Origin of the sequence: Halorubrum sp. Eb13 (genome assembly GCF_002252895.1) — an archaeon.
Classification (GTDB): Archaea; Halobacteriota; Halobacteria; order Halobacteriales; family Haloferacaceae; genus Halorubrum.
Genome location: NZ_NHPE01000031.1, coordinates 17,117 through 35,695 on the forward strand (window position 1 = coordinate 17,117; position 18,579 = coordinate 35,695).

19 protein-coding genes and 1 pseudogene are annotated in these 18,579 nt (G+C 69.2%); 11 read left to right on the forward strand and 9 right to left on the reverse strand.

Features of this window, described 5'->3' with window-relative positions; genetic code table 11:
* Window positions 1-84 precede the first annotated feature (84 nt).
* Complete coding sequence (locus DJ75_RS02980) at window positions 85-1,599, forward strand: DUF790 family protein (protein ID WP_094522389.1); 1,515 nt, start codon at window positions 85-87, stop codon at window positions 1,597-1,599.
* A gap of 13 nt (window positions 1,600-1,612) precedes the next feature.
* Here the strand turns inward: DJ75_RS02980 and DJ75_RS02985 are convergent, their stop codons facing one another.
* Together DJ75_RS02985 and DJ75_RS18030 are read right to left on the reverse strand one after the other, a co-directional pair.
* The gene (locus DJ75_RS02985) at window positions 1,613-2,842 is read right to left on the reverse strand and encodes an RNA-guided endonuclease TnpB family protein (RefSeq protein ID WP_094522391.1); all 1,230 of its coding nucleotides are present in this window, start codon (window positions 2,840-2,842) and stop codon (window positions 1,613-1,615) included.
* On the reverse strand, window positions 2,843-2,986 hold the full coding sequence (locus tag DJ75_RS18030) for a DUF2080 family transposase-associated protein (protein WP_137695475.1): 144 nt from the start codon (window positions 2,984-2,986) through the stop codon (window positions 2,843-2,845). It lies immediately after the preceding gene.
* Between the two features lie 320 nt (window positions 2,987-3,306).
* Between DJ75_RS18030 and DJ75_RS02990 the strand changes: the two genes are divergently transcribed.
* Both DJ75_RS02990 and DJ75_RS02995 read left to right on the forward strand, forming a co-directional pair.
* The gene (locus tag DJ75_RS02990) at window positions 3,307-3,840 is read left to right on the forward strand and encodes a DoxX family protein (protein ID WP_094522393.1); all 534 of its coding nucleotides are present in this window, start codon (window positions 3,307-3,309) and stop codon (window positions 3,838-3,840) included.
* A 13-nt stretch (window positions 3,841-3,853) separates the two neighbouring features.
* Complete coding sequence (locus tag DJ75_RS02995) at window positions 3,854-4,111, forward strand: hypothetical protein (protein WP_241881481.1); 258 nt, start codon at window positions 3,854-3,856, stop codon at window positions 4,109-4,111.
* 97 nt (window positions 4,112-4,208) lie between these two features.
* Here the strand turns inward: DJ75_RS02995 and DJ75_RS03000 are convergent, their stop codons facing one another.
* Window positions 4,209-4,769, reverse strand: coding sequence for a hypothetical protein (locus DJ75_RS03000; protein WP_094522395.1), 561 nt, complete (start codon window positions 4,767-4,769; stop codon window positions 4,209-4,211).
* A complete protein-coding gene (locus tag DJ75_RS03005) occupies window positions 4,766-5,713 on the reverse strand; it encodes an RsmB/NOP family class I SAM-dependent RNA methyltransferase (RefSeq protein WP_094522397.1) in 948 nt (315 codons plus the stop codon). The genes DJ75_RS03000 and DJ75_RS03005 overlap by 4 nt, the downstream gene beginning before the upstream one ends.
* A gap of 112 nt (window positions 5,714-5,825) precedes the next feature.
* Between DJ75_RS03005 and DJ75_RS03010 the strand changes: the two genes are divergently transcribed.
* Window positions 5,826-6,566: a proteasome assembly chaperone family protein gene (locus DJ75_RS03010; RefSeq protein ID WP_094522399.1), complete on the forward strand. Its 741-nt coding sequence runs from the start codon at window positions 5,826-5,828 to the stop codon at window positions 6,564-6,566.
* Between the two features lie 95 nt (window positions 6,567-6,661).
* Here the strand turns inward: DJ75_RS03010 and DJ75_RS03015 are convergent.
* Together DJ75_RS03015 and DJ75_RS03020 are read right to left on the reverse strand one after the other, a co-directional pair.
* A pseudogene (locus DJ75_RS03015) lies at window positions 6,662-8,013 on the reverse strand (isochorismate synthase MenF).
* Window positions 8,014-8,127: 114 nt separating this feature from the next.
* Entirely contained in the window at window positions 8,128-8,766 is a 639-nt protein-coding gene (locus DJ75_RS03020) for a sulfite oxidase-like oxidoreductase (protein ID WP_094522401.1), read from the reverse strand.
* A 343-nt stretch (window positions 8,767-9,109) separates the two neighbouring features.
* On the opposite strand from DJ75_RS03020, the gene DJ75_RS03025 reads away from it, so the two are divergent.
* The 3 genes from DJ75_RS03025 to DJ75_RS03035 all read left to right on the forward strand — a co-directional run bounded on the left by DJ75_RS03025 (window position 9,110) and on the right by DJ75_RS03035 (window position 11,696).
* Window positions 9,110-9,325: a cell surface protein gene (locus DJ75_RS03025; protein WP_094522403.1), complete on the forward strand. Its 216-nt coding sequence runs from the start codon at window positions 9,110-9,112 to the stop codon at window positions 9,323-9,325.
* A 116-nt stretch (window positions 9,326-9,441) separates the two neighbouring features.
* A complete protein-coding gene (locus DJ75_RS03030; protein ID WP_094522405.1) occupies window positions 9,442-9,720 on the forward strand; it encodes a UPF0058 family protein in 279 nt (92 codons plus the stop codon).
* A 68-nt stretch (window positions 9,721-9,788) separates the two neighbouring features.
* On the forward strand, window positions 9,789-11,696 hold the full coding sequence (locus DJ75_RS03035; protein ID WP_094522407.1) for a rhomboid family protein: 1,908 nt from the start codon (window positions 9,789-9,791) through the stop codon (window positions 11,694-11,696).
* A 58-nt stretch (window positions 11,697-11,754) separates the two neighbouring features.
* Here DJ75_RS03035 and DJ75_RS03040 read toward each other — a convergent pair whose 3' ends face one another.
* Window positions 11,755-12,378, reverse strand: coding sequence for an METTL5 family protein (locus DJ75_RS03040; protein ID WP_094522409.1), 624 nt, complete (start codon window positions 12,376-12,378; stop codon window positions 11,755-11,757).
* 3 nt (window positions 12,379-12,381) lie between these two features.
* Window positions 12,382-12,771 carry a hypothetical protein gene (locus DJ75_RS03045; protein ID WP_094522411.1) on the reverse strand — a complete coding sequence of 130 codons (390 nt, stop codon included), beginning with the start codon at window positions 12,769-12,771 and terminating at the stop codon, window positions 12,382-12,384.
* A gap of 290 nt (window positions 12,772-13,061) precedes the next feature.
* Between DJ75_RS03045 and DJ75_RS03050 the strand changes: the two genes are divergently transcribed.
* From DJ75_RS03050 to DJ75_RS03065, 4 genes are all read left to right on the forward strand, one after another.
* A complete protein-coding gene (locus DJ75_RS03050) occupies window positions 13,062-14,018 on the forward strand; it encodes a transcription initiation factor IIB family protein (protein WP_094522413.1) in 957 nt (318 codons plus the stop codon).
* A gap of 163 nt (window positions 14,019-14,181) precedes the next feature.
* Window positions 14,182-14,616 carry a universal stress protein gene (locus DJ75_RS03055; protein WP_094522415.1) on the forward strand — a complete coding sequence of 145 codons (435 nt, stop codon included), beginning with the start codon at window positions 14,182-14,184 and terminating at the stop codon, window positions 14,614-14,616.
* 27 nt (window positions 14,617-14,643) lie between these two features.
* A complete protein-coding gene (gene menE, locus DJ75_RS03060; RefSeq protein WP_094522463.1) occupies window positions 14,644-16,542 on the forward strand; it encodes an o-succinylbenzoate--CoA ligase in 1,899 nt (632 codons plus the stop codon).
* 64 nt (window positions 16,543-16,606) lie between these two features.
* A complete protein-coding gene (locus tag DJ75_RS03065; RefSeq protein WP_094522417.1) occupies window positions 16,607-17,755 on the forward strand; it encodes an acyl-CoA dehydrogenase family protein in 1,149 nt (382 codons plus the stop codon).
* A gap of 28 nt (window positions 17,756-17,783) precedes the next feature.
* On the opposite strand, the gene DJ75_RS03070 is transcribed toward DJ75_RS03065, so the two are convergent.
* Window positions 17,784-18,458, reverse strand: coding sequence for an MBL fold metallo-hydrolase (locus DJ75_RS03070; RefSeq protein WP_094522419.1), 675 nt, complete (start codon window positions 18,456-18,458; stop codon window positions 17,784-17,786).
* Window positions 18,459-18,579: the final 121 nt, after the last annotated feature.

Here is an 18,579-nt window from a genome sequence, read left to right on the forward strand (position 1 = left end):
GCTCCGATCGACGGGTTTCGGAGTTAAGCGTGTCGCACCGCGGGAACCGGCCGGTTTTAGGCCGACCCGGGCGTAGCCGCCGCCGTGTTACGCAAGGACCTCCTGCGCGTCTCGCGGGCCGGCGGTGGATACCGCCCGCGCTTTACGGGTCGCGAGCACCGCCCGCTCGCGGCCCGGGTGCTCGGGACGTTCGAGTCCCACGTCGGGGAGCGCCGCGGCGACCTCGACGACGCGCTGGCGGCGCTGGAGGCCGACGCCGGCGACTCCGGCGGCGACTTCAAGCTCGTCCGCGGGCTCGCGGCCCTGATCGAGCGCGAGTGCGACTTCGAGACGCGGGCGCCGGTCCCGCCGCGCCGCGTCCGGCGGGCCGCGTTCGAGGCGGCGGAGGCGGTCGGCGTCGCGAGCGAGGCGGAGCGGGAGACCGCGGTCGACCGAGCCGCCGACGCGCTGGGGATCGAGCCGGGCGACGTGGAGGTGTCGCTCTACGCCGACCGCGACGTCAACGAGGTCCTCGTCGACGCCGACGTGCGGTGGGGGCCGGACTCCCTGTTGGAGCAGTACGACCTCTCGCTGGCGCAGACCGCCCTCTTCGACGCGACCGAGGTCCGGATCCGGTCGAACGACCCGAAGCGGCTCGTCTCGGCGGTGAAGCGGCTCCGGCTGATGTACGAGCTGGAGAAGACGCCCGAGGGGCGGGAGCTCGTCGTCACCGGCCCCGACACCCTCTTTTCGCGCACCCGGCGATACGGGACCGCCTTCGCGCGGCTCCTCCGGACCGTCGCGGAGTCCGCGGAGTGGTCGCTGGAGGCGACGATCGACGACCGCGGCCGCGAGCGCACCATGCGCCTCTCCGACGGCGACGTGACGGTGCCGGGCGTCGAGCCGGTCGCGGAGCCGTCGTTCGACAGCGGGGTCGAGGCCGACTTCGCCGGGCGGTTCCGCGGGCTCGACCTCGACTGGTCGCTCGTGCGGGAGCCGGAACCGCTCGAAACGGGGACGCGCGTGATGATCCCCGACTTCGCGTTCGACTACGATCACGCCGACTTCCGGCTGTTCTTCGAGGTGATGGGCTTCTGGACCCCCGAGTACGTCGAGAAGAAGCTCGGCCAGCTCGCAGACGTCGAGGACGTGGACCTGCTGGTCGCGGTCGACGAGAGCCTCGGCGTCGGCGAGGCGGTCGCGGCGCGCGACCACCGCGTCGTGACCTACTCCGGCACCGTCCGCGTGAAGGAGGTCGTCGACGTGCTCCGCGAGTACGAGGCCGAGTTCGTCGCGGACGCGGCGGCCGATCTCCCGGACTCGTTCGAGCCCGAGGACGACGTGCTCACGCTGACCGACCTCGCCGACCGATACGGGGTGAGCGTGGCGGCGGTGGAGGACGGCCCGTTCCCGGAGCACGAGCTCGTGGGGCGGACGCTGGTCAGGCCGGCGGTCCTGGAGCGGATCGGCGACGAGGTGGCGGACGGGGTCCCGCTGGCGGAGGCGGAGACGGTGTTCGACGGGTACGGTATCGACGACGCGAGCGCGACCCTCTCCGCGCTCGGGTACCGAGTCGAGTGGGAGGGACTCGGCGGCGGAACGGTCCGGAGAAAGGAGTGACTTCCTCCCCACCCTACTCGCTCACCGCTGACGCGGTTCGCTCCTTGAGGGTGGGGCTTCCTGCTTCCATGACGCGCTTTGCAGACACCGAATCGGTGTCCGTAGGGAGCGCAGTCTCCACAGGCGTTGATTCGGGACAGCCCGCCCCTATTTGTTCGAGACCGAGAGAAAGAATGTTCCACGACGCATTCGCGTCTCTGTCCGCCGCGAATCCACACGACGGACACGAATGCTCGCGTACCCACAACGGCTTGTCCGTCTCGACACCACACGACGCACACTCTTTCGTCGTTCCTCGGGGGTCCACGGCGACGAACTGCGTCCCTTCCCGTTCGCACTTGTATTCGAGCATCCGCAGGAACGTCCCCCACGAGGCTCCGGCCCGATTCCGAGAGTTGCCCGGTAGTTCGACCAGTCCCTTCGCGTCCAAGTCCTCGACCGCTACAAGGTCGTATTCGCTGGCGTAGTACCCCGAGAGTTTGTGCAAGAAGTCACGTCGCTTGCGTTTCAGCTCGGCGTGGCGTCGAGCGACCGTCTTGCGTTGTTCCTCCCAATTGTTCGAGCCGTGTTTCTTCCGCGAGAGGTTACGTTGAGCGCGTTCCAATCGCTCGCGTTCATCGGAAAGGTCCGGCGACTCGACGGCGATTCCGTCGCTGTCGTGGACGTATTTCAGGATACCCACGTCGATGCCAACTGCGTCAGTCACTTCGTCGGGCTTCTCGGGAGGGTCGTCAGGGGTTTCGACGCCGAGGATGGCGTACCACTTGCCGGTGGGTTCGCGTTTGATCGTGACGGTCTTGATAGTGGCATCGTCAGGCAGGTCACGGTGGAATGTGATGGGAATGTCACCAATCTTTGAGAGCCACAGTCGCGTCCGACCACTCGTGTTTTTGAGTTTGAAGCCGGATTGACTGTAGGTGAACGATTGGTACTCTCCCGGTGCTTTCCACTTCAACTCACCGACGTTGTAGCCGTTTTTCTTCCGGCCTTTGAGCGTCGAGAGGTTGTCGTACAACCGCTGGACGACTTTCTGTAACGCCTTCGAGTGAACGTCTCGTAGGTCGGTCCACCAGTCTTTCAAGTCCGGCAGACGCTTCTGCTCGGAGTACGAGGACGTATCGTCGCGTCGGTTGAGTCGGTGGAGGAAATGGTTGTAGACCTGCCTACAGGTATCGACAGTCCACGCTAACCGCCCGCGGAGGTCGTCGAACGGGTTCAGCCGATACCTGTAGTTGTAGTTCATCTATTCGTCGGTAGGGTCGGATGTACGGACGATTTTCACGTCCGCGCCACGCCATCGTTTCGGGACGTAGACGTGAGCGCCGTTGCCGGTGGCTTTCACGTCGCCGTCCACGACTTCGTGGCCGTTGATTGTGAACTGTTCCATGTACGATGTAGATACATTATCGGGACGTATAAACACTTTGGTGGGCCTGTGGACCGGTCGTTGCAGAGTGTCTGTGAGACGATGACGGCGTGGACGAATCGCGGAGCGATTCGTTCGCACACCAGAAATCTGCGATTTCTGGGGACGCTGTATCCCCGCCCTACTGCGCTACTCGGTCGCTTCGCTCCCTGCGTTGCTCCCTGAGGACGGGGCATTAGCGCCTGAATTTTAGGTAAAGCGCCGATCGCGGATTACTCTGGGCTGAAAATGAGACTGATTTTATATATTTCGGTAAGGTAATTGTCCGGTTGGAGCACGCTATGGTCACCAACATCCAGACGCGGCTGCTCGGTAGAGACGTATCGTTCCCGGTCGAGGAGTCACGGTTCGCCTACTGGCTCGTCGTGATGCGGCTGATCGTCGGCTGGTGGTTCCTCCACGCGGGGCTCGACAAGTTCTTAGCCTGGCCGTTCGACGCGAGTTGGTTCGTGGGCGGCGCCGCGGCGGGGACCAGCCTCGCTCCGATTGTCACGCTGTTCTCCGACGGAATCATGCTGTCGTTCGTCAACGTCATGGTCCCGCTCGGGCAGACGCTGATCGGGCTCGGCTTAATCGTCGGCGCGCTGACGCGGCTGGCCGCGTTCTTCGGCGCGTTCCTGATGACGTTCTTTTACTTCATCAACGGCGAGACCGGCGGCTGGGCCCACGGCGTGATCACCGGCGACCTCCTGGGGCTGCTGATCTTCGCGATGATCGCCACGCTCGGCGCCGGCCGCGTGCTCGGCGTCGACGCGTACCTCGCGAAGACGGAGTTCGTCAGGAACCACCCGCGGATGCGGTACTTGATCGGCTAACACGGAGACAACAATGAGCGAACTCACCACAGTGGAACGAGTCGGACTGTACGGCGGCGCAGCGCTGCTCCTGATCGGGACGGTCGGGATGGGGCTGCTCGAGATAATCGCGGGAGCCCCGCACCCGGTGTCGGGCGAAGGGCAGGTCGTCCACGAGACGCTGATCAGTCTCAGCGTGCGGTCGTACACGATCCTGCTCGGCCTGATCCTGATGGCCACGTACGGGATCACCAACCTCGCCACCAAGCCGCCGAAGGACACGTCGATCTGAGGCGTTCGACGCGGTGGAGCGCCGCCAGCGGGCCCCGCTCCGACGGGCGGTTTTTATCGAATCCGACGCGGACCCCTCACTCCGCGACGGGGACCCCTCACTCCACGACGGGCAGGTCCGCGCGGCTCCCCTTGGGTACCACGGAGCGCAGCTCGTCGTAGAGGTACAGTCCAACCCCGATCGGCGCCGACCCGCCGGCTATCTCGTGGGTCGCGATCAGATACCCCCAGTCGCCGTCCCACTCCGGGAGGTCCTGATCGTCGCCGGCGGCGAACCGGGCGGCCTGCTCGGGGCCCAGTTCGACGACGTTCCGCGTCGCGTGGCGGCCGAACCGGGTGGCCGCGCGCCCGGTGGGCTTCCAGTGCTCCTGTCGCGTCCGGAGGAAGGTCATCCCGATCGCCTCCACCTCGCTGGGGTCGGTCGCCTCGCCGTTGAAGATCCAGACCTTCCCCGCGCCCTTCTCCCAGAAGCTGTACCCCTCGAAGACGCTCGGGTCGACCCCGAACCGCTCGTCCCACCAGTCGAGCACCTCACGCCGGCTCGCGCGCCCGTCGACCTCGCGGTCGTCGGGGGTCTCCGGGAGGCGGTCGAAGCGCTGGCCGTCGTTAGTCGGGGCGTCTCCGTCCGCGTCGTCGACGGATCCGGGGCCGTCGCTCACGCCGCCACCTCCCCGTCGCCCGCGCCCGCCTCGTCATCCCCGCCCACACGAAGCTTCGCGCAGAAGAACCCGCCCGTGTCGTTGTGATGGGGGTAGACGCGGTGCGCGCGCGTCACCGACTCGTCGAACGTCTCGCCCTCCCACTCGGTGACGCCGGGGACCGCGTCGAGCGGGAGGTCGAACTCGACGACCTCGCAGTCCTCGTTCGAGATGACGTGGTCGAGCACCGCCTCGTTCTCCTCGGGCGCGAACGTGCAGGTGGAGTAGACGACGGTCCCGCCGGGGCGGGTCGCCTGCACGGCCCGGGCCAAGACCCCCTTCTGGATCCCCGCGACGGCGTGGACGTGGTCGAGCGTCCACTGGTCGACGACGTCCGGGTTCTTGCGGCAGGTGCCCTCGCAGGAGCAGGGGGCGTCGACGAGGGCCCGATCGAACTCGTCGAACGCGAGCGGCTTCGTCGAGAAGTTCCGGGCGTCTTGATTCGTGACGATCGCGTTCGTGATCCCGAGGCGCTCCGCGTTGTGCCGGAGCGCGGAGAGCCGACCGAGGTTGTTGTCGTTGGCGACGAGCGTGCCCTCGTCGTCCATCGCGTCGGCGATCTGCGTCGTCTTGCTACCGGGGGCCGCGCAGGCGTCCCAGACGCGCTCGCCCGGCCGCGGGTCGAGCGCGAGCCCCGGGAGCACCGACACCTCCTCTTGCCCGTGGGTCCAGCCGTGGACGTACGGCCAGTTCCCGCCGGGGTTCCCGTCCGGAAGCCGGAGCAGGCCGTCGTGCCACGCCACGGGCTCGTACGCGACGCCCGCTTCGTCGAACGCCTCGCGGACCCGATCGGGCGAGGTCGCCATCTCGTTCACGCGGACGACGGAGGGCAGCGGCCGGTCGCAGGCCGCGCGGAACGCCGACGCGTCGTCGACGAGCGGCTCGTACCGCTCTAACGGATTCATGCCACCTCTTTCGCGGCGGCCCGTTAGTCGGTTTCGGGACGCGCGCGAGGCCACGCAGTCGCACGCCCCGCGCGCCCTACGTTTTAGGTCCCTGCCCGGAGTAGGCGAACGCATGGCACGCATCTCCGTCCTCGACGAGGACGTCTCGCTGGACGAGCCGACGCTGGTGGAGGGGTTCCCGGGCGTCGGACTCGTCGGAAAGATCGCGACGGACCACATGATCGAAGAACACGAGATGGTCCACTACGCGAACGTCCACTGCGACGGGCTCCCGCGGGTGGCCGTCTACCGCGAGGACGAACGGGCGCTGACGACTCCCGTGCGGCTGTACGCCGACCCGGAGAGCAACCTCGTCGCGCTCCGGAGCGACGTGCCCGTGAATCCCGGCGCCGCGACCGAGGTCGCCGGCTGCCTGGAGAACTGGTTCGCGGAGACGGTGACGTTCCCGATCTTCCTCTCCGGACGCGGCCGCGAGAAGGGGGAGGCGCCGCCGTCGATCTACGGCGTGGCGACCGGCGACGGCGGCGATCGGCTCGAGCGCGCCGACGTCGAGGACCCGCCGGAGGCCGGGCTGATCTCCGGGCCGACGGGCGCGATGCTCGCGGAGGCGCTGGAGCGCGACCGCGACGCCGTCGGGCTCGTCGTCGAGTCGGACCCGCAGTTTCCCGACCCCGAGGCCGCGCGGATCCTCATCCGGAACGGCATCGACCCGATCGCGGAGACGGAGACGCCCACCGAGGGGCTCGTCGACCAGGCGACCGAGATCCGCGAGGCGAAGCGGGCGTTCGCCGAGCGGATGCAGCAGGCCACCGAGGAGAGCTCGCAGGCCGAGCCGCTGAAGATGTTCCAGTAGGCGGCGCGCGCGGTTCTCGACCGGGGCGCCGGCGGCTCCGGTCGGGCGGTCTCTCGATTTCGTCGACGCCCGCGCCGAGCGGGGCGCCCCTCGACTCAGTCGTCGTCCGCGCCGGGCGACCCGTCTCCCGCCTCCAACTCGTCGAGGATCGGGCGGTACTTGAGCTGGATCTCGTCCCACTCGCGGTCGGGATCGGAGTCGGCGACGAGGCCGACCCCGGCGNNCGCCGGGGCGCCGCGACCGCCGAGCGGATCGCGACCGCGAAGGCGCCGTTGCCGGCGGCGTCGATCCAGCCCACCGGCGCCGCGTACCAGCCGCGGTCGAACGGCTCCGTCTCGTGGATCGTCTCCAGGGCGCGGTCGGGCGGGAGCCCGCCGACGGCGGGGGTCGGGTGGAGCGCCTCCACGAGGTCGAGCACGTGGCGGTCGTCGCTGAGTTCGGCCGTGATCGGCGTGTGGAGGTGCTGGACCGTCGCGAGCCGGCGGACGCGACGCTCGCCGGCGGAGACCGACGCCGCGAACGGCTCCAGCTGCTCGCGGACTGTGTCCGCGACGAGTTCGTGCTCGTGGACGTTTTTGTCGTCATCGAGCAGCTCCCGCGCGAGCCACTCGTCCTCCGCCGGCGTCTCGCCTCGCCCCGTCGTCCCCGCGAGCGCGTCGGTCTCGACGGTCCGCCCGCGAAGCGAGACCAGCCGCTCCGGAGTTGCGCCGAAGAAGGCGCTCTCCTCCTCGTCCGGCTCGAAGTAGTACCGGTGACAGTCGGGGTACTTCTCCGCGAGCCGTTTCAGCGTCGCCGCTCGCGGGAATTCGGCCGCCAAGTCCGCCTCCAGCGCCTGCGCCAGGACGACCTTCCGTAAGTCGCCGCCGCGGATGCGGTCGACCGCGGCGTCGACGCTCTCGCGCCACGCCTCGCGGCTCGTGGTCCGACGGGTCTCCGCGATACCTGGGCGCGGCGGATCGGCCGCGTCGCCGTCGACCGCGGCGAGGCGTTCGACCTCGTCCGCCAGCCGGTGCTCGACGGCGTCGACGTCGGTCTCCGGGCCGACAGCGTTCACCGTGAGCCAAGTGCCGTTGTCCGCGAACGTGAGCTGGACGCGCGGGAGCGCAAAGCGCGCCTCCGGGAACGGCCCCCACGTGTCGCCGCCGCAGGCTCCCTCGTGGAAGGCGAATCCGCCGAAGATCCGGGGTCGAGCGGCCTCGGTCCCGGCGTGGACGTCGCCGGAGTCGAACAGGTCGGCGGCGGCGCTCCGGATCTCGGCGAACCGCTCCGGGCCGCTCGCGGTGAGGGTCGCGGCTGCCCCGCTCCCGAGGACGAGGGCGTCGTCCGGCGCGCTCCACGTCGTCCGCGGCGTCGAGAGGGCGTCGAAGGCGGCCGCGAACGGGGGCGCGTCGACCGCGGTCGTGCGGCTGACGAGGGGCGGAGCCGAGGTCGAACGCGCCCGTTCCATTAAGTAACGGTCGGCACTGCGGGCCCTTTATCCTGACTATCCCGGGGGTCGGCGCGGGCGACGGGCGCGCGGTCGCTCGCTCTAACGCCTACGGCGCGAAAGCGCTCGCCGCCGTCAGCTGTACCGCTCTTCGTTCCACGGGTCGGCGGTGTCGCTGTAGCCGCGCTTCTCCCAGTAGCCGAGCTCCTTCTCCGTGAGGAACTCCACTCCCGAGACCCATTTGGCGCCCTTGTACGCGTACTTGTGGGGGGTGACGACCCTGATCGGTCCCCCGTGGTCGGCCGGGAGGTCGTCGCCGTCGTAGCCGTACGCGAACAGGACGCCGTCTCGAGCGCACTCGTCGAGCGAGAGGTTCGTGGTGTAGCCGTCGAGCGCGTGGAAGAGGACGTGTTCGACGTCGTCGCGGACCCCGGCGTGGTCGACGATTTCGGCGAACTCGACGCCGGTGAACGCGCAGTCGAACTTACTCCACCCCGTCACGCAGTGGAAGTCCTGTCGCTGGGTGACGGCCGGGAGGTCGCGGAACTCGGACAGCGAGAGATCGAGGGGGTCGTCGACGGCGCCCCACACCTCGAAGGCGAACGTCTCGGGGTCCCACGAGGGCGTTCCGCTCTTCGAGAGCACCGGGAAGCGGTCGGTCTCGCGCTGGCCCGGAGGGAGTCGGTCGTCGCCGTACTCGCGGTAGAGCCCCGTGAGGTCCTGAACGTCGCCGTCGGCCTCGGTCGCGGCGTCCGTGCCGCCGGATCCACTCATACGCCGGCGTAGGCGTCGCGCCCACCTATGCGTATCGCTCCGCGTCGGTTGCAGAACCCGGGTCGACCCCAGTCACACCCCGGAAAACGACGCCGACGGCGGGGGGCGTCGCCCTGACTCGCGGGCTCAAACGGCTGTCGTTCGCGAGGCCGGCAGACCGCCGATCGGGCGGCGAGGACGCAGGCGCGTCGAACGTGTCGCCCATCGATTAGAAGTTTCGTATAACGGATCTAGAATTTAGATATTTCGAACTGAAGTTTCGAGAATGCCGTCGTGAGATTTCTCATACCCGTACCGTCGACGCCACATTTATATACCCATTCCCATTACTCCCGGGCAGGAAATGCCACGAGTAGAGATAACCGTGCCGGAGCATCTGGAGATGCAGATCGCCCAGATGGTCGAGCAGGGGGAGTTCCTCAACCGAGAGGAGGCGGTGGAAGAGCTCCTGTCGACGGGGATAAAGGCGTACAAGACGAGCGGACCGAGAGACGAGGACGACTCCGGCGGGTTCGAGGACGAGGGCATGATGGGCCACGAAGACGAGTACGTGTTCTGAAGCGGGACCGTCCCCGCGATCTCTCCCCGGCTGTACGTTCGCGTCCGGTACCCCCCCGCGAGCCGTGCGTATTCCCCTCAACAACGCTTAAATTGTCTACGACTCGTATCTCTGGTATGCACAAAGACGAGCTCCTCGAACTCCACGAACAGATGGTGACGATCATGGAGCACTTCCGCGCGAACGAGACCGTCGACGGCTCGCTGTTCGACCCGTACGACGAGCTGGAGGTCGACCCCTCGCACGTCCACAAATCGAAGAGCGAGCACAAACACGCCGTGTTCGTGCTCGGCAACGCCCTGGCGAACGCGATGAGCGAGGACGAGTTCTCCCCCGCCGGCCGCGTCGGCAAGCGGATGAAGGAGCTGGCGGACGACGCCGAGAACAAGATCTGACCGCCCGGTGCCACCTCCCGGTCGACCGACCCGCGGATTCATAAGCGGTCGACCGCTCCCTTTCCCACATGGTCGCGGAGGCGCTGACGTCCGACGCTGCCCACCTCGCTGTCGGCGGCGGGCTCGTTGCCGTGGCGGTCGCGGTCGTTTATACGACCGACCGGCCGGCCGGATCGTGGACCCGCGCGCTCCGCTCGCGCTTCCTGCTCGGCGTGCCGTGGGGGACGCTGGTCGCCGTCGCCGGCGTGATCGGGGTGTACCTCTTCGTCCAGAGCGGGCTGGAGAACCCCGACCGCCCGGTCGTGATCCCGTTCCGCTCGTGGTCGTACTTCTACCCGGAGGGGCTCCTCTGGTCGAGCTTCGCGCACGCCAACCGCGGGCACATCACGGGGAACCTCCTGTCGGCGCTGGTCGCCGGCGGAATCGCCGAGTACGCCTACGGGCACTTTCCGGGCGGACGCGAGGTCGATGAGGAGACGGGCACGCTGCGGTCGGCGCTGCCGAGCCGGGAGTCCCTCCCGTCGCGAGAGTCGCTGCGCCGGGTCCGTTCCGAGGGCGCTACCGGGTTCGGCCTCGGCGCCGTCGGACTTTCGACGCTCGCGTCGCTCTCGATGAGCGCGTCGCGCCCGGACACCGATCCGCTCGCGGAGCGTCCCTCCGTTCGGGCGTTCGTCGTCGTGCCGGGCGCAATCGCGCTTTTCGGGGTCGCCAGCGCGCTGTTCGCGCTGGGGCCGGTGATCGGGTTCTCGGTGGTCGTCTTCGCGCTGTGGGGGTTCGCGCTCGTCTTCTATCCCGTCGGGACGATCGCGGCGCTCGCGGGGGCGACGCTCGTGAACGTCGCCTACCGGGCCCTTCGGGACCCGGTCGTCACCGCCGGAGCGAGCGGCTCCTACGGGCCGCCGGGGTGGGCGAACGTCGCCATCCAGGGCCACACCCTCGGGCTCATCGCCGGGATCTTCGCCGCGGTGTGGCTCGTCCGGCGGCGCCGCGAGCGCGAAGCCCGCTCGGACGGCGCGGAGGGCGGTCAGGCGGTGACGGCGTCGAGCGGCGGCTCTGGGACGACCGCGCTCGCCGCGTTCGGCGCGGTGCTCCTCTTCGGCGCATCCCGTCGGCTCTGGGCGGTGTACTGGTACCTCGGGAACGAGCGGTACGAGTTGTACCGGGCGCTGGGATTCGGGCTGCTCGCGGCCCTCGCGGCGATCGTCGCCCTCGCGGTCGCGGGGCGAGACGAGCCGCTGCGTCCGGACGCGGCCGTGCCGGAACCCGACACGATCCGAGGGGCGGTCCGGTCCGCCACGCCGGCCGCGATCGGACTCCTCCTGCTCGCGTCGGCGCTGGCGGTCGTCGCCGGACCGGGAGTGGTCCCGAACCTCGTCGCCGTCGACGACGGCGACCTTCCTGGCGATCCGATCGAGGTCGAGGGGTACCAGGTGACCTACGCCGAGAACGTGGAGGACGAGGTGGTGGGCGTCGTCGACGTCGAGGCGTTCGGTCGGTCGACGAGCGTCAACACCTCGGGGGTCATCGTGAAGAACGCGGACCGGGAGATCTGGACGACCGCGGTCTCGCGGGGGAACCTCGCCTTCTGGGGGTACCGCGCCGTCGACGTGGGCGGGACCGGGTGGCGCGAGACCGTCTGGGTCCAACGAGTGGGGTGGGTGGCGGCGAACGGCGGCCCGGCCTACCGGGTCGACGCGGTCCGGAACGAGACGCGCTCGACGCTGTTCACGAGCGAACCGGCGCGGGCGGAGCCGCGGATCGACGGGCGCAACGTCACCGTCGCGGCCGTCGAGGGGGGATTCGAACTGCGCGTCGCCCACGGGGGCGAGACCGAGCGGGCGGCGCTCCCCGCGGCGAACGAAACGGTCACGCTCCAGGGGGTCGCGTTCGTGCGCGAGGAGGACGCGGTGTTCGCGGAGCGCGGGGAGACGCGGGTGCGGATCGCGACGCGGGAGCGGTACGAGGGGCGGCAGTAACGCTCGGTCGGACCGAGGGCGGCAGTGAGGGGGTATCGGGGCGGGGAACCCGACGGGCTCACGCCCACTCGATCCGGTACACCTCGGCGTCGATATCGCGCGACTCGTCGCTGTGATGGTCGAACTGCGCGTCGATCGCGAAGTCGGCGGCGAACGCGTGGGTCACCTCGCCGCCCTCGTCGGCCGCGAACGCCTCGACGAACTCCCGGCTGCCCGCGTTGTGGACCGAGTAGGAGACGGTCGCGACGCGGCTCGCCGTCGCCAGAAAACCGCGGTCGGCGTTGCGGTTCCCGTCTCGGGCGCCGAACGGGGGGTTCATCACGACCGTCACCGGATCGGGCACGGTCAGCGGGAGCCGCGTCGCGTCGGCCTGGATCCAGTGGACCGGGGCGCTCGCGGCCACCCGGCGCTGATTGCCGGTCGCGGTGAGCAGCGCGTCGCGGTCGAGTTCGACGCCGAGGACGCGGGCGGGGCCGCGGAGGGCGGCCGCGAGCGCGAGCATCCCCGTCCCGGTGCCGAGATCGAGGACGGTGCGACCGTCGACGTCGCCGTGGAGGTCCGCGAGGTGGACGACGTGCGCGGCCAGGTCCGGCGGCGTGGGGTACTGTTCGAGCGCGACGCGCGGCTCTTCGAACCCGGCGACGACGCCGAGCTTCGTCGCGAGCGAGCGCTTCGACGCCATCCGTCAGGCCGCGGCGGTCCGGACGAGTTCGACCCCTTCGCGGTCGGCGCGCTCGGCCAGCGCCGACAGCGCCGGCTCCGCGGCGTCGGGGTCGGACACCTCCCCCAGCCGGACCTCGATCCGTCCGGCGCCGAGGAACGACGCGGCGCGGACGAACTCGCGGAGCCGGTCGGCCTCCCGTTGCGTCGAGAGCGTGTCCTCGCAGTCGAAGCAGGCCTCGACCGACAGCGTCGCCGGCTGGTAGCCGCGGGCTGAGAGCTCGGCCTTGAGCTCGCGGAGGTGTTCGGGCGCGGTGCTGTCGAGGTCGTCGGCGTCGATGACGATGGGGTCGATCTCCGCGGGTCGACAGCCGCGGAGCGTCCCCTCGATCCCGTCGGACTGCGTCGTGCTCATGGAAGCCCATATGTTGTAGTTATACAAAAGTCTTTGTGAATGTCTGATAGTAATTATAGCGCCGATCGTCGCGGCGCTAATATGACCGCGCTCGGCGGTCACGTTTCGTGTTCGATGACCGGTAGCGCCGACGGTCGGCGAGTCGGGATCCTCGGCACTGGATCGTCAGTAACTGGCGTTTGAAGCGCCAACGGACTCATTCACACCAGATGAGAGGAACCGGAACCGACCGGCGACGCGTGCGGATCCGGGACAAAGGTTTAAATAGGACAATAACCAGAAACCTTATAATGGAACGTCCGAGCCGCCAGCGTCAACAGGAGCGGAACACCGAGCGAGAGTCGGACGAGACGGAGACGGTCTCCTGCCCGGAGTGTGATTCGGAAGAAATAGTCACGGACGCCGACCAAGAGCTCGTGTGTGAGGACTGCGGGCTGGTCTTGGACGAGCGGAACATCGACCGCGGGCCGGAGTGGCGGGCGTTCAACCACTCGGAGCGGCAGTCGAAGTCGCGCGTCGGCGCCCCCATCACCGAGACGATGCACGACAAGGGGCTGACGACGACGATCGACTGGAAGGACAAGGACGCGTACGGACGGTCGCTCTCCTCCGAGAAGCGATCGCAGATGCACCGGCTGCGCAAGTGGCAAGAGCGGATCCGCACGAAGGACGCCGGCGAGCGCAACCTCCAGTTCGCGCTCTCCGAGATCGACCGCATGGCGAGCGCGCTCGGCGTGCCGCGGTCGGTACGCGAGGTCGCCTCGGTCATCTATCGACGCGCGCTCAACGAGGACCTCATCCGCGGCCGGTCGATCGAGGGCGTCTCCACCGCCGCGCTCTACGCCGCCTGCCGGCAGGAGGGCATCCCCCGATCGCTCGACGAGGTCGCCGACGTCTCGCGCGTTCCGCAGAAGGAGATCGGTCGGACGTACCGCTACATCTCCCAGGAGCTCGGATTGGAACTGAAGCCCGTCGACCCGAAGCAGTTCGTTCCCCGCTTCGCGTCGTCGCTGGAGCTGAGCGAGGAGGTCCAGTCGAAGGCGACGGAGATCATCGACGTCTCCGCCGAGCAGGGGCTCCTCTCCGGGAAGTCCCCGACCGGATTCGCGGCCGCGGCGATCTACGCGGCCTCGCTGCTGTGTAACGAGAAGAAGACCCAGCGCGAGGTCGCCGACGTCGCGCAGGTGACGGAGGTCACCATCCGCAACCGGTATCAAGAGCAGATCGAAGCGATGGGCTTCCGCTAGCGGCGACGCGTGCGGAGGCGAGCCAGCCGTGTCGCGGCCGGAAACGCGGCGCCGGCGACGGGCCCTCGTCGCGGCGGAAAACGCGGCGCAGACGTGCGGTCTTCCCGCGGTGCGCCGCTCGTGATCGGGTTTTTAATCGGTACCGAGCGTATCTTCTCGCGAGATGTACTCGCATATCCTCGTCCCGACGGACGGTAGCCCCGCGTCGGACGCCGCGATCGAACATGCGATCGACCTCGCCGAGCAGTACGACGCCACGCTCCACGCGCTGTACGTCGTCGACGGCGCGGCGTACGCGACGCTCGAAGCGGGCGCCGAGATCGTGGTCGACGCGCTCGAGTCCGAGGGAGAGGAGGCCACGCAGCGGGTCGCGGACGCGGCCAAGAGCGCGGGCGTGAGCTGCGAGACGGTCGTCACGACGGGGACCGCGTACCGCTCGATCCGGAACTACGTGGACGAGAACGACATCGACATGATCGTGATGGGGACGCACGGCCGGAAGGGGCTCGACCGGTATCTCCTCGGCAGCGTCACCGAGCGGGTCGTCCGAACCTCGGACGTGCCCGTCCTCACCGTCCGACAGCCGAGCGATGAGTGAGTGCCCGCCGCGACGGGGGTGACCCCCGTGCGAGACTGGCTGTCACACCGGGTCGCCGCCTCCCCGGACGCCGCGGCGCTCGTGCGGGCCGAGGACGGCGAGGCCTGGACGTACACGGACCTCGACCAACTCGTCTCGGAGACGGCGGGGCGCCTCGTCGCCCACGGGATCGAGGCGGGCGACCGGCTCGGCGTGATCACGCCCCCGTACGTCGGGACGGTCGGACTGGTCCACGCGGCGATGCGGATCGGCGCGACTTTCGTCCCGCTCGGACAGGAGCTCACGCCCAGGGAGCTCTCGGAGCGGGCGGAGCGGGCGGACCTCTCCGCGGTCGTCTGCGCGGAGCCGACGGAAGACGACGCGTTGGCGGCCGTCGACGGGATCGACGACACGCCCGTCTTCTCCGTCGACGACCCGACCGACGGGACCGTCACCGCCGTCCACGACGTCGAGCCCGCGACGGTCGATCCCCCAGAGTGGGAGTTCGACGATCACCTCTGTATCCTCTTCACGTCCGGCACGACGGGGGAGCCGAAGCCGGTTCCGCTCACCGCCGGTAACGTGTGCAGTTCCGCCGTCGCCTCCGCGTTCCGGCTCGGTGTCGACCCCGGCGACCGCTGGCTCGTCTCTCTCTCGTTACACCACATGGGCGGGCTCGCGCCCGTCTACCGCTCGGCGCTGTACGGGACGACCCTCGTGCTCCGGGAGGGGTTCGACGCCGGGGGCACCGCCGACGACATCGACACGTACGACGTGACCGGCGTCTCGCTCGTCCCGACGATGCTCAAGCGGATGCTCGACAGGCGCGGGACCCTGTCGGACACGCTTCGCGTGGTCCTGCTCGGCGGCGCGCCGGCGCCGGACGAGCTGTTGGAGCGCTGCCGCGACTACTCGGTCCCGGTGTATCCGACGTACGGGATGACCGAGTCGGCCTCGCAGATCGCGACCGCGACGCCCCGGCAGACGAAGGGGCGGCTCGGCACGGTCGGCCGCCCGCTGTTCGGAACCGAGGTGACGGTCGTCGACGAGGACGGCGCGCCGGTCGAAGCCGGGGAGTCGGGGGAGATCGTCGTCGACGGCCCGACGGTGTCGCCGGGGTATCTGAAGCCCCCGACGGACGCGGGCGACGGGGCGACCGCCGAACTCGATCAGTCCACCTTCGGCCCCCACGGGCTTCACACCGGCGACGTGGGACGGATCGACGAAGACGGCTACCTCTACGTGCTCAACCGGCTCGACGACCGCATCATCACCGGGGGCGAGAACGTCGAGCCCGGCGAGGTGAGCGACGTGCTTCGGGAGTTTCCCACGGTCGAGGACGTCGCCGTCGTCGGTCTCGACGACGAGATGTGGGGCGAGCGGGTCGCCGCGCTGCTCGCGGTCGGCGACCGGACGGGGGAACCGGTGGACGAGGCGGCGCTCGCCTCGTTCGCCCGCGAGCGGCTCAGCGGGTTCAAGATCCCGAAAACGATCGCCCTCGTCGACGAGCTCCCGCGGACGGTCTCGGGCACTGTCGATCGAGAGGCCGCGCGGGAGGCGCTTCGGGAGACCGGTCGGGACCTGAATCGCGATCCGGAGGCCGAACTGAAGACGGCCGGCTTCGAGCCCGCGGATCCGACCGAACCCCCGGACGACGACGGCGACGCCAGAGTCGAGATCGACGATGCCGAAGAGGTCGCGAACGCGGACGACTCCGCGGAAAACGCGGACGACTCCGCCGGCGAGGCGGCAGACGGAGCCGACGGCGTGGACGACTCCGACGTCGCCACCGCGGGTGAGGGCGGTTCCGACGTCGGCGACGCCGACGAAAGCGAAGGCGAAGACGAAAACGGAGACGACGAAAGCGAAGGCGAAGACGATCCCGACGAGGACACCTCAGAGGTCGACGTCGAGGTCGTCGATGCCGACGACGCCCGAGGCGAGTAATAAACTCTCCCAATATTTCTCGTTGTTCCACGAACGTTTTGACCGCGGGGCCCGCGGATCGGACATGGATCTACTGGACGACAGCGTCGTGCCGGAGCGCGCGCGCGACGTGAAGGCCGAGGCCCGCGAGTTCGCCGACGAGCACATCGCGCCGAACGCGGCGGAGTACTACGATTCGGGCGAGTACCCGTGGGAGGTGCTGGAGGCGGCGATGGACGCGGGACTCATCGCGCAGGACATCGGCGAGGAGTACGGGGGGAAGGGGTTCGACCTCGCGCAGGTGCTCGCGATCGCGGAGGAGTTCTACCGCGCCGACGCCGGCATCGCGCTCACCCTCCAGCTCGCGAGCTTCGGCTGCGAGATGGTCGAGCAGTACGGCACCGAGGCGCAGAAGGAGGAGTACCTCCGGCCGGTCGCGGAGAACGACCAGATCTCCGGGCTCGCCGTCTCTGAGCCGGAGACCGGCTCCGACCTCGCAGGGATGACGACCAAAGCCGAGAAGGTCGACGGCGGGTACGAGATCACCGGCGAGAAGTACTGGGTCGGCAACGCGGTCGAAGCCGACTGGCTCACCGTCTACGCGAAGACCGGCGAGAGCGACGACCGCTACTCGAACTACACGCTGTTCATCGTCGAGACCGACAGCGAGGGGTACGAGGCGGAGCACATCCCGGAGAAGATGGGGATGCGCGCCTCGAAGCAGGGCCACATCGTCTTCGAGGACTGCTTCGTCCCCGAGGAGAACGTCGTCGGCAGCGAGGGCGGCGGCTTCTACGTCCTCGCGGACTTCTTCAACCACGGCCGCGTGGTCGTCGGCGGGCACGGGCTCGGGCTGGCCGCGGCCGCCATCGAGGAGGCCGAGGAGTTCGTTCACGGGCGTAACGCCTTCGGCCGGACGGTCAACGAGTTCCAGGCGGTCCAGCACACCCTCTCGGACATGCGGATCGGTTTCGAGTCGGCGCGCGCGCTCAACTGGCGCGCCTGCGAGAAGGTCGCGAACAACGAAGACGCGGGGTACTGGGCCGCGCTGGCGAAGACAAAGTCCACGGAGGTCGCGACCGACTGCGCCGAGAAGGGGATGAAGCTCCACGGCGGGCGGTCGATCCTCACCGACCGCCGGATCGCCCGCGTCTACCGCGACGTGCGCATCCCGGTGATCTACGAGGGCGCCAACGACATCCAGCGGAACCTGATCTACCGCCAGTCGCGGTAGAGCCGGGAGTGCGGGTCGGCCGCTTTTCTCAGATCCGACGGGCCAGCGCCGCGAGCGCCTCGCTTCCGCCCGACGTGAGGGGGTCGCCGTGGCCGACGCAGGCCACCTCGAACGGCGGGGCGCGGGCGGCGAGGTCGCGGATGCTCTCCAGTACCGCGTCCGTGTCGTAGCTGATGAACCACTCCGAGGGGTCGAGCCCGCCGTCGGACGCCGAGACGAGGTCGCCGAGGAGCGCGACGCCGAGCGACTCGCTCACGTACGCGACGTGACCCGGGGTGTGGCCGGGCGTGTGGTACGCGGTGAACGAGCCGAGCCGTTGACCGTCGGACACGGACTCGACCTCCAGGTCCGGATGCGTCGTGAACAGGCCGGCGAGGCGCTGAAACGCTCCCTTGTGATTGCGCAGCGGCGGCGACCGCTCCCCGCGGAGGATCGCCGCGTCGAACGCGCCGGTGTACACGGTCGCGTCGAGCTCCGGCGTCAGCGCCGCGAGCGCCCCGACGTGGTCGAGGTCGTAGTGGGTCAACAGCACTCGGCCGATGTCCGCGACGTCCACGCCGGCCTCGGCGAGCCCCTCCCGGATCGCCGCGTCGTCCCACGGCGTCCCCGCGTCGACGAGCGTGGGGACGTCGTCGTCGACGAGGTACGCGCTGACGCCCCGCAGCTCGAACCGCCACACTCCGTCCGCGAGTTCCGTGGGCATACCGAGTGGTAACGACCGACGGGGATTTGACGGTGGCGACCGAGGGACGGCGGGAGTCACCGCGTCCGGTGTTCGCATCGGCGACCGCACCGCCGACGAAAACGCCAAGACGCCGCGGCGT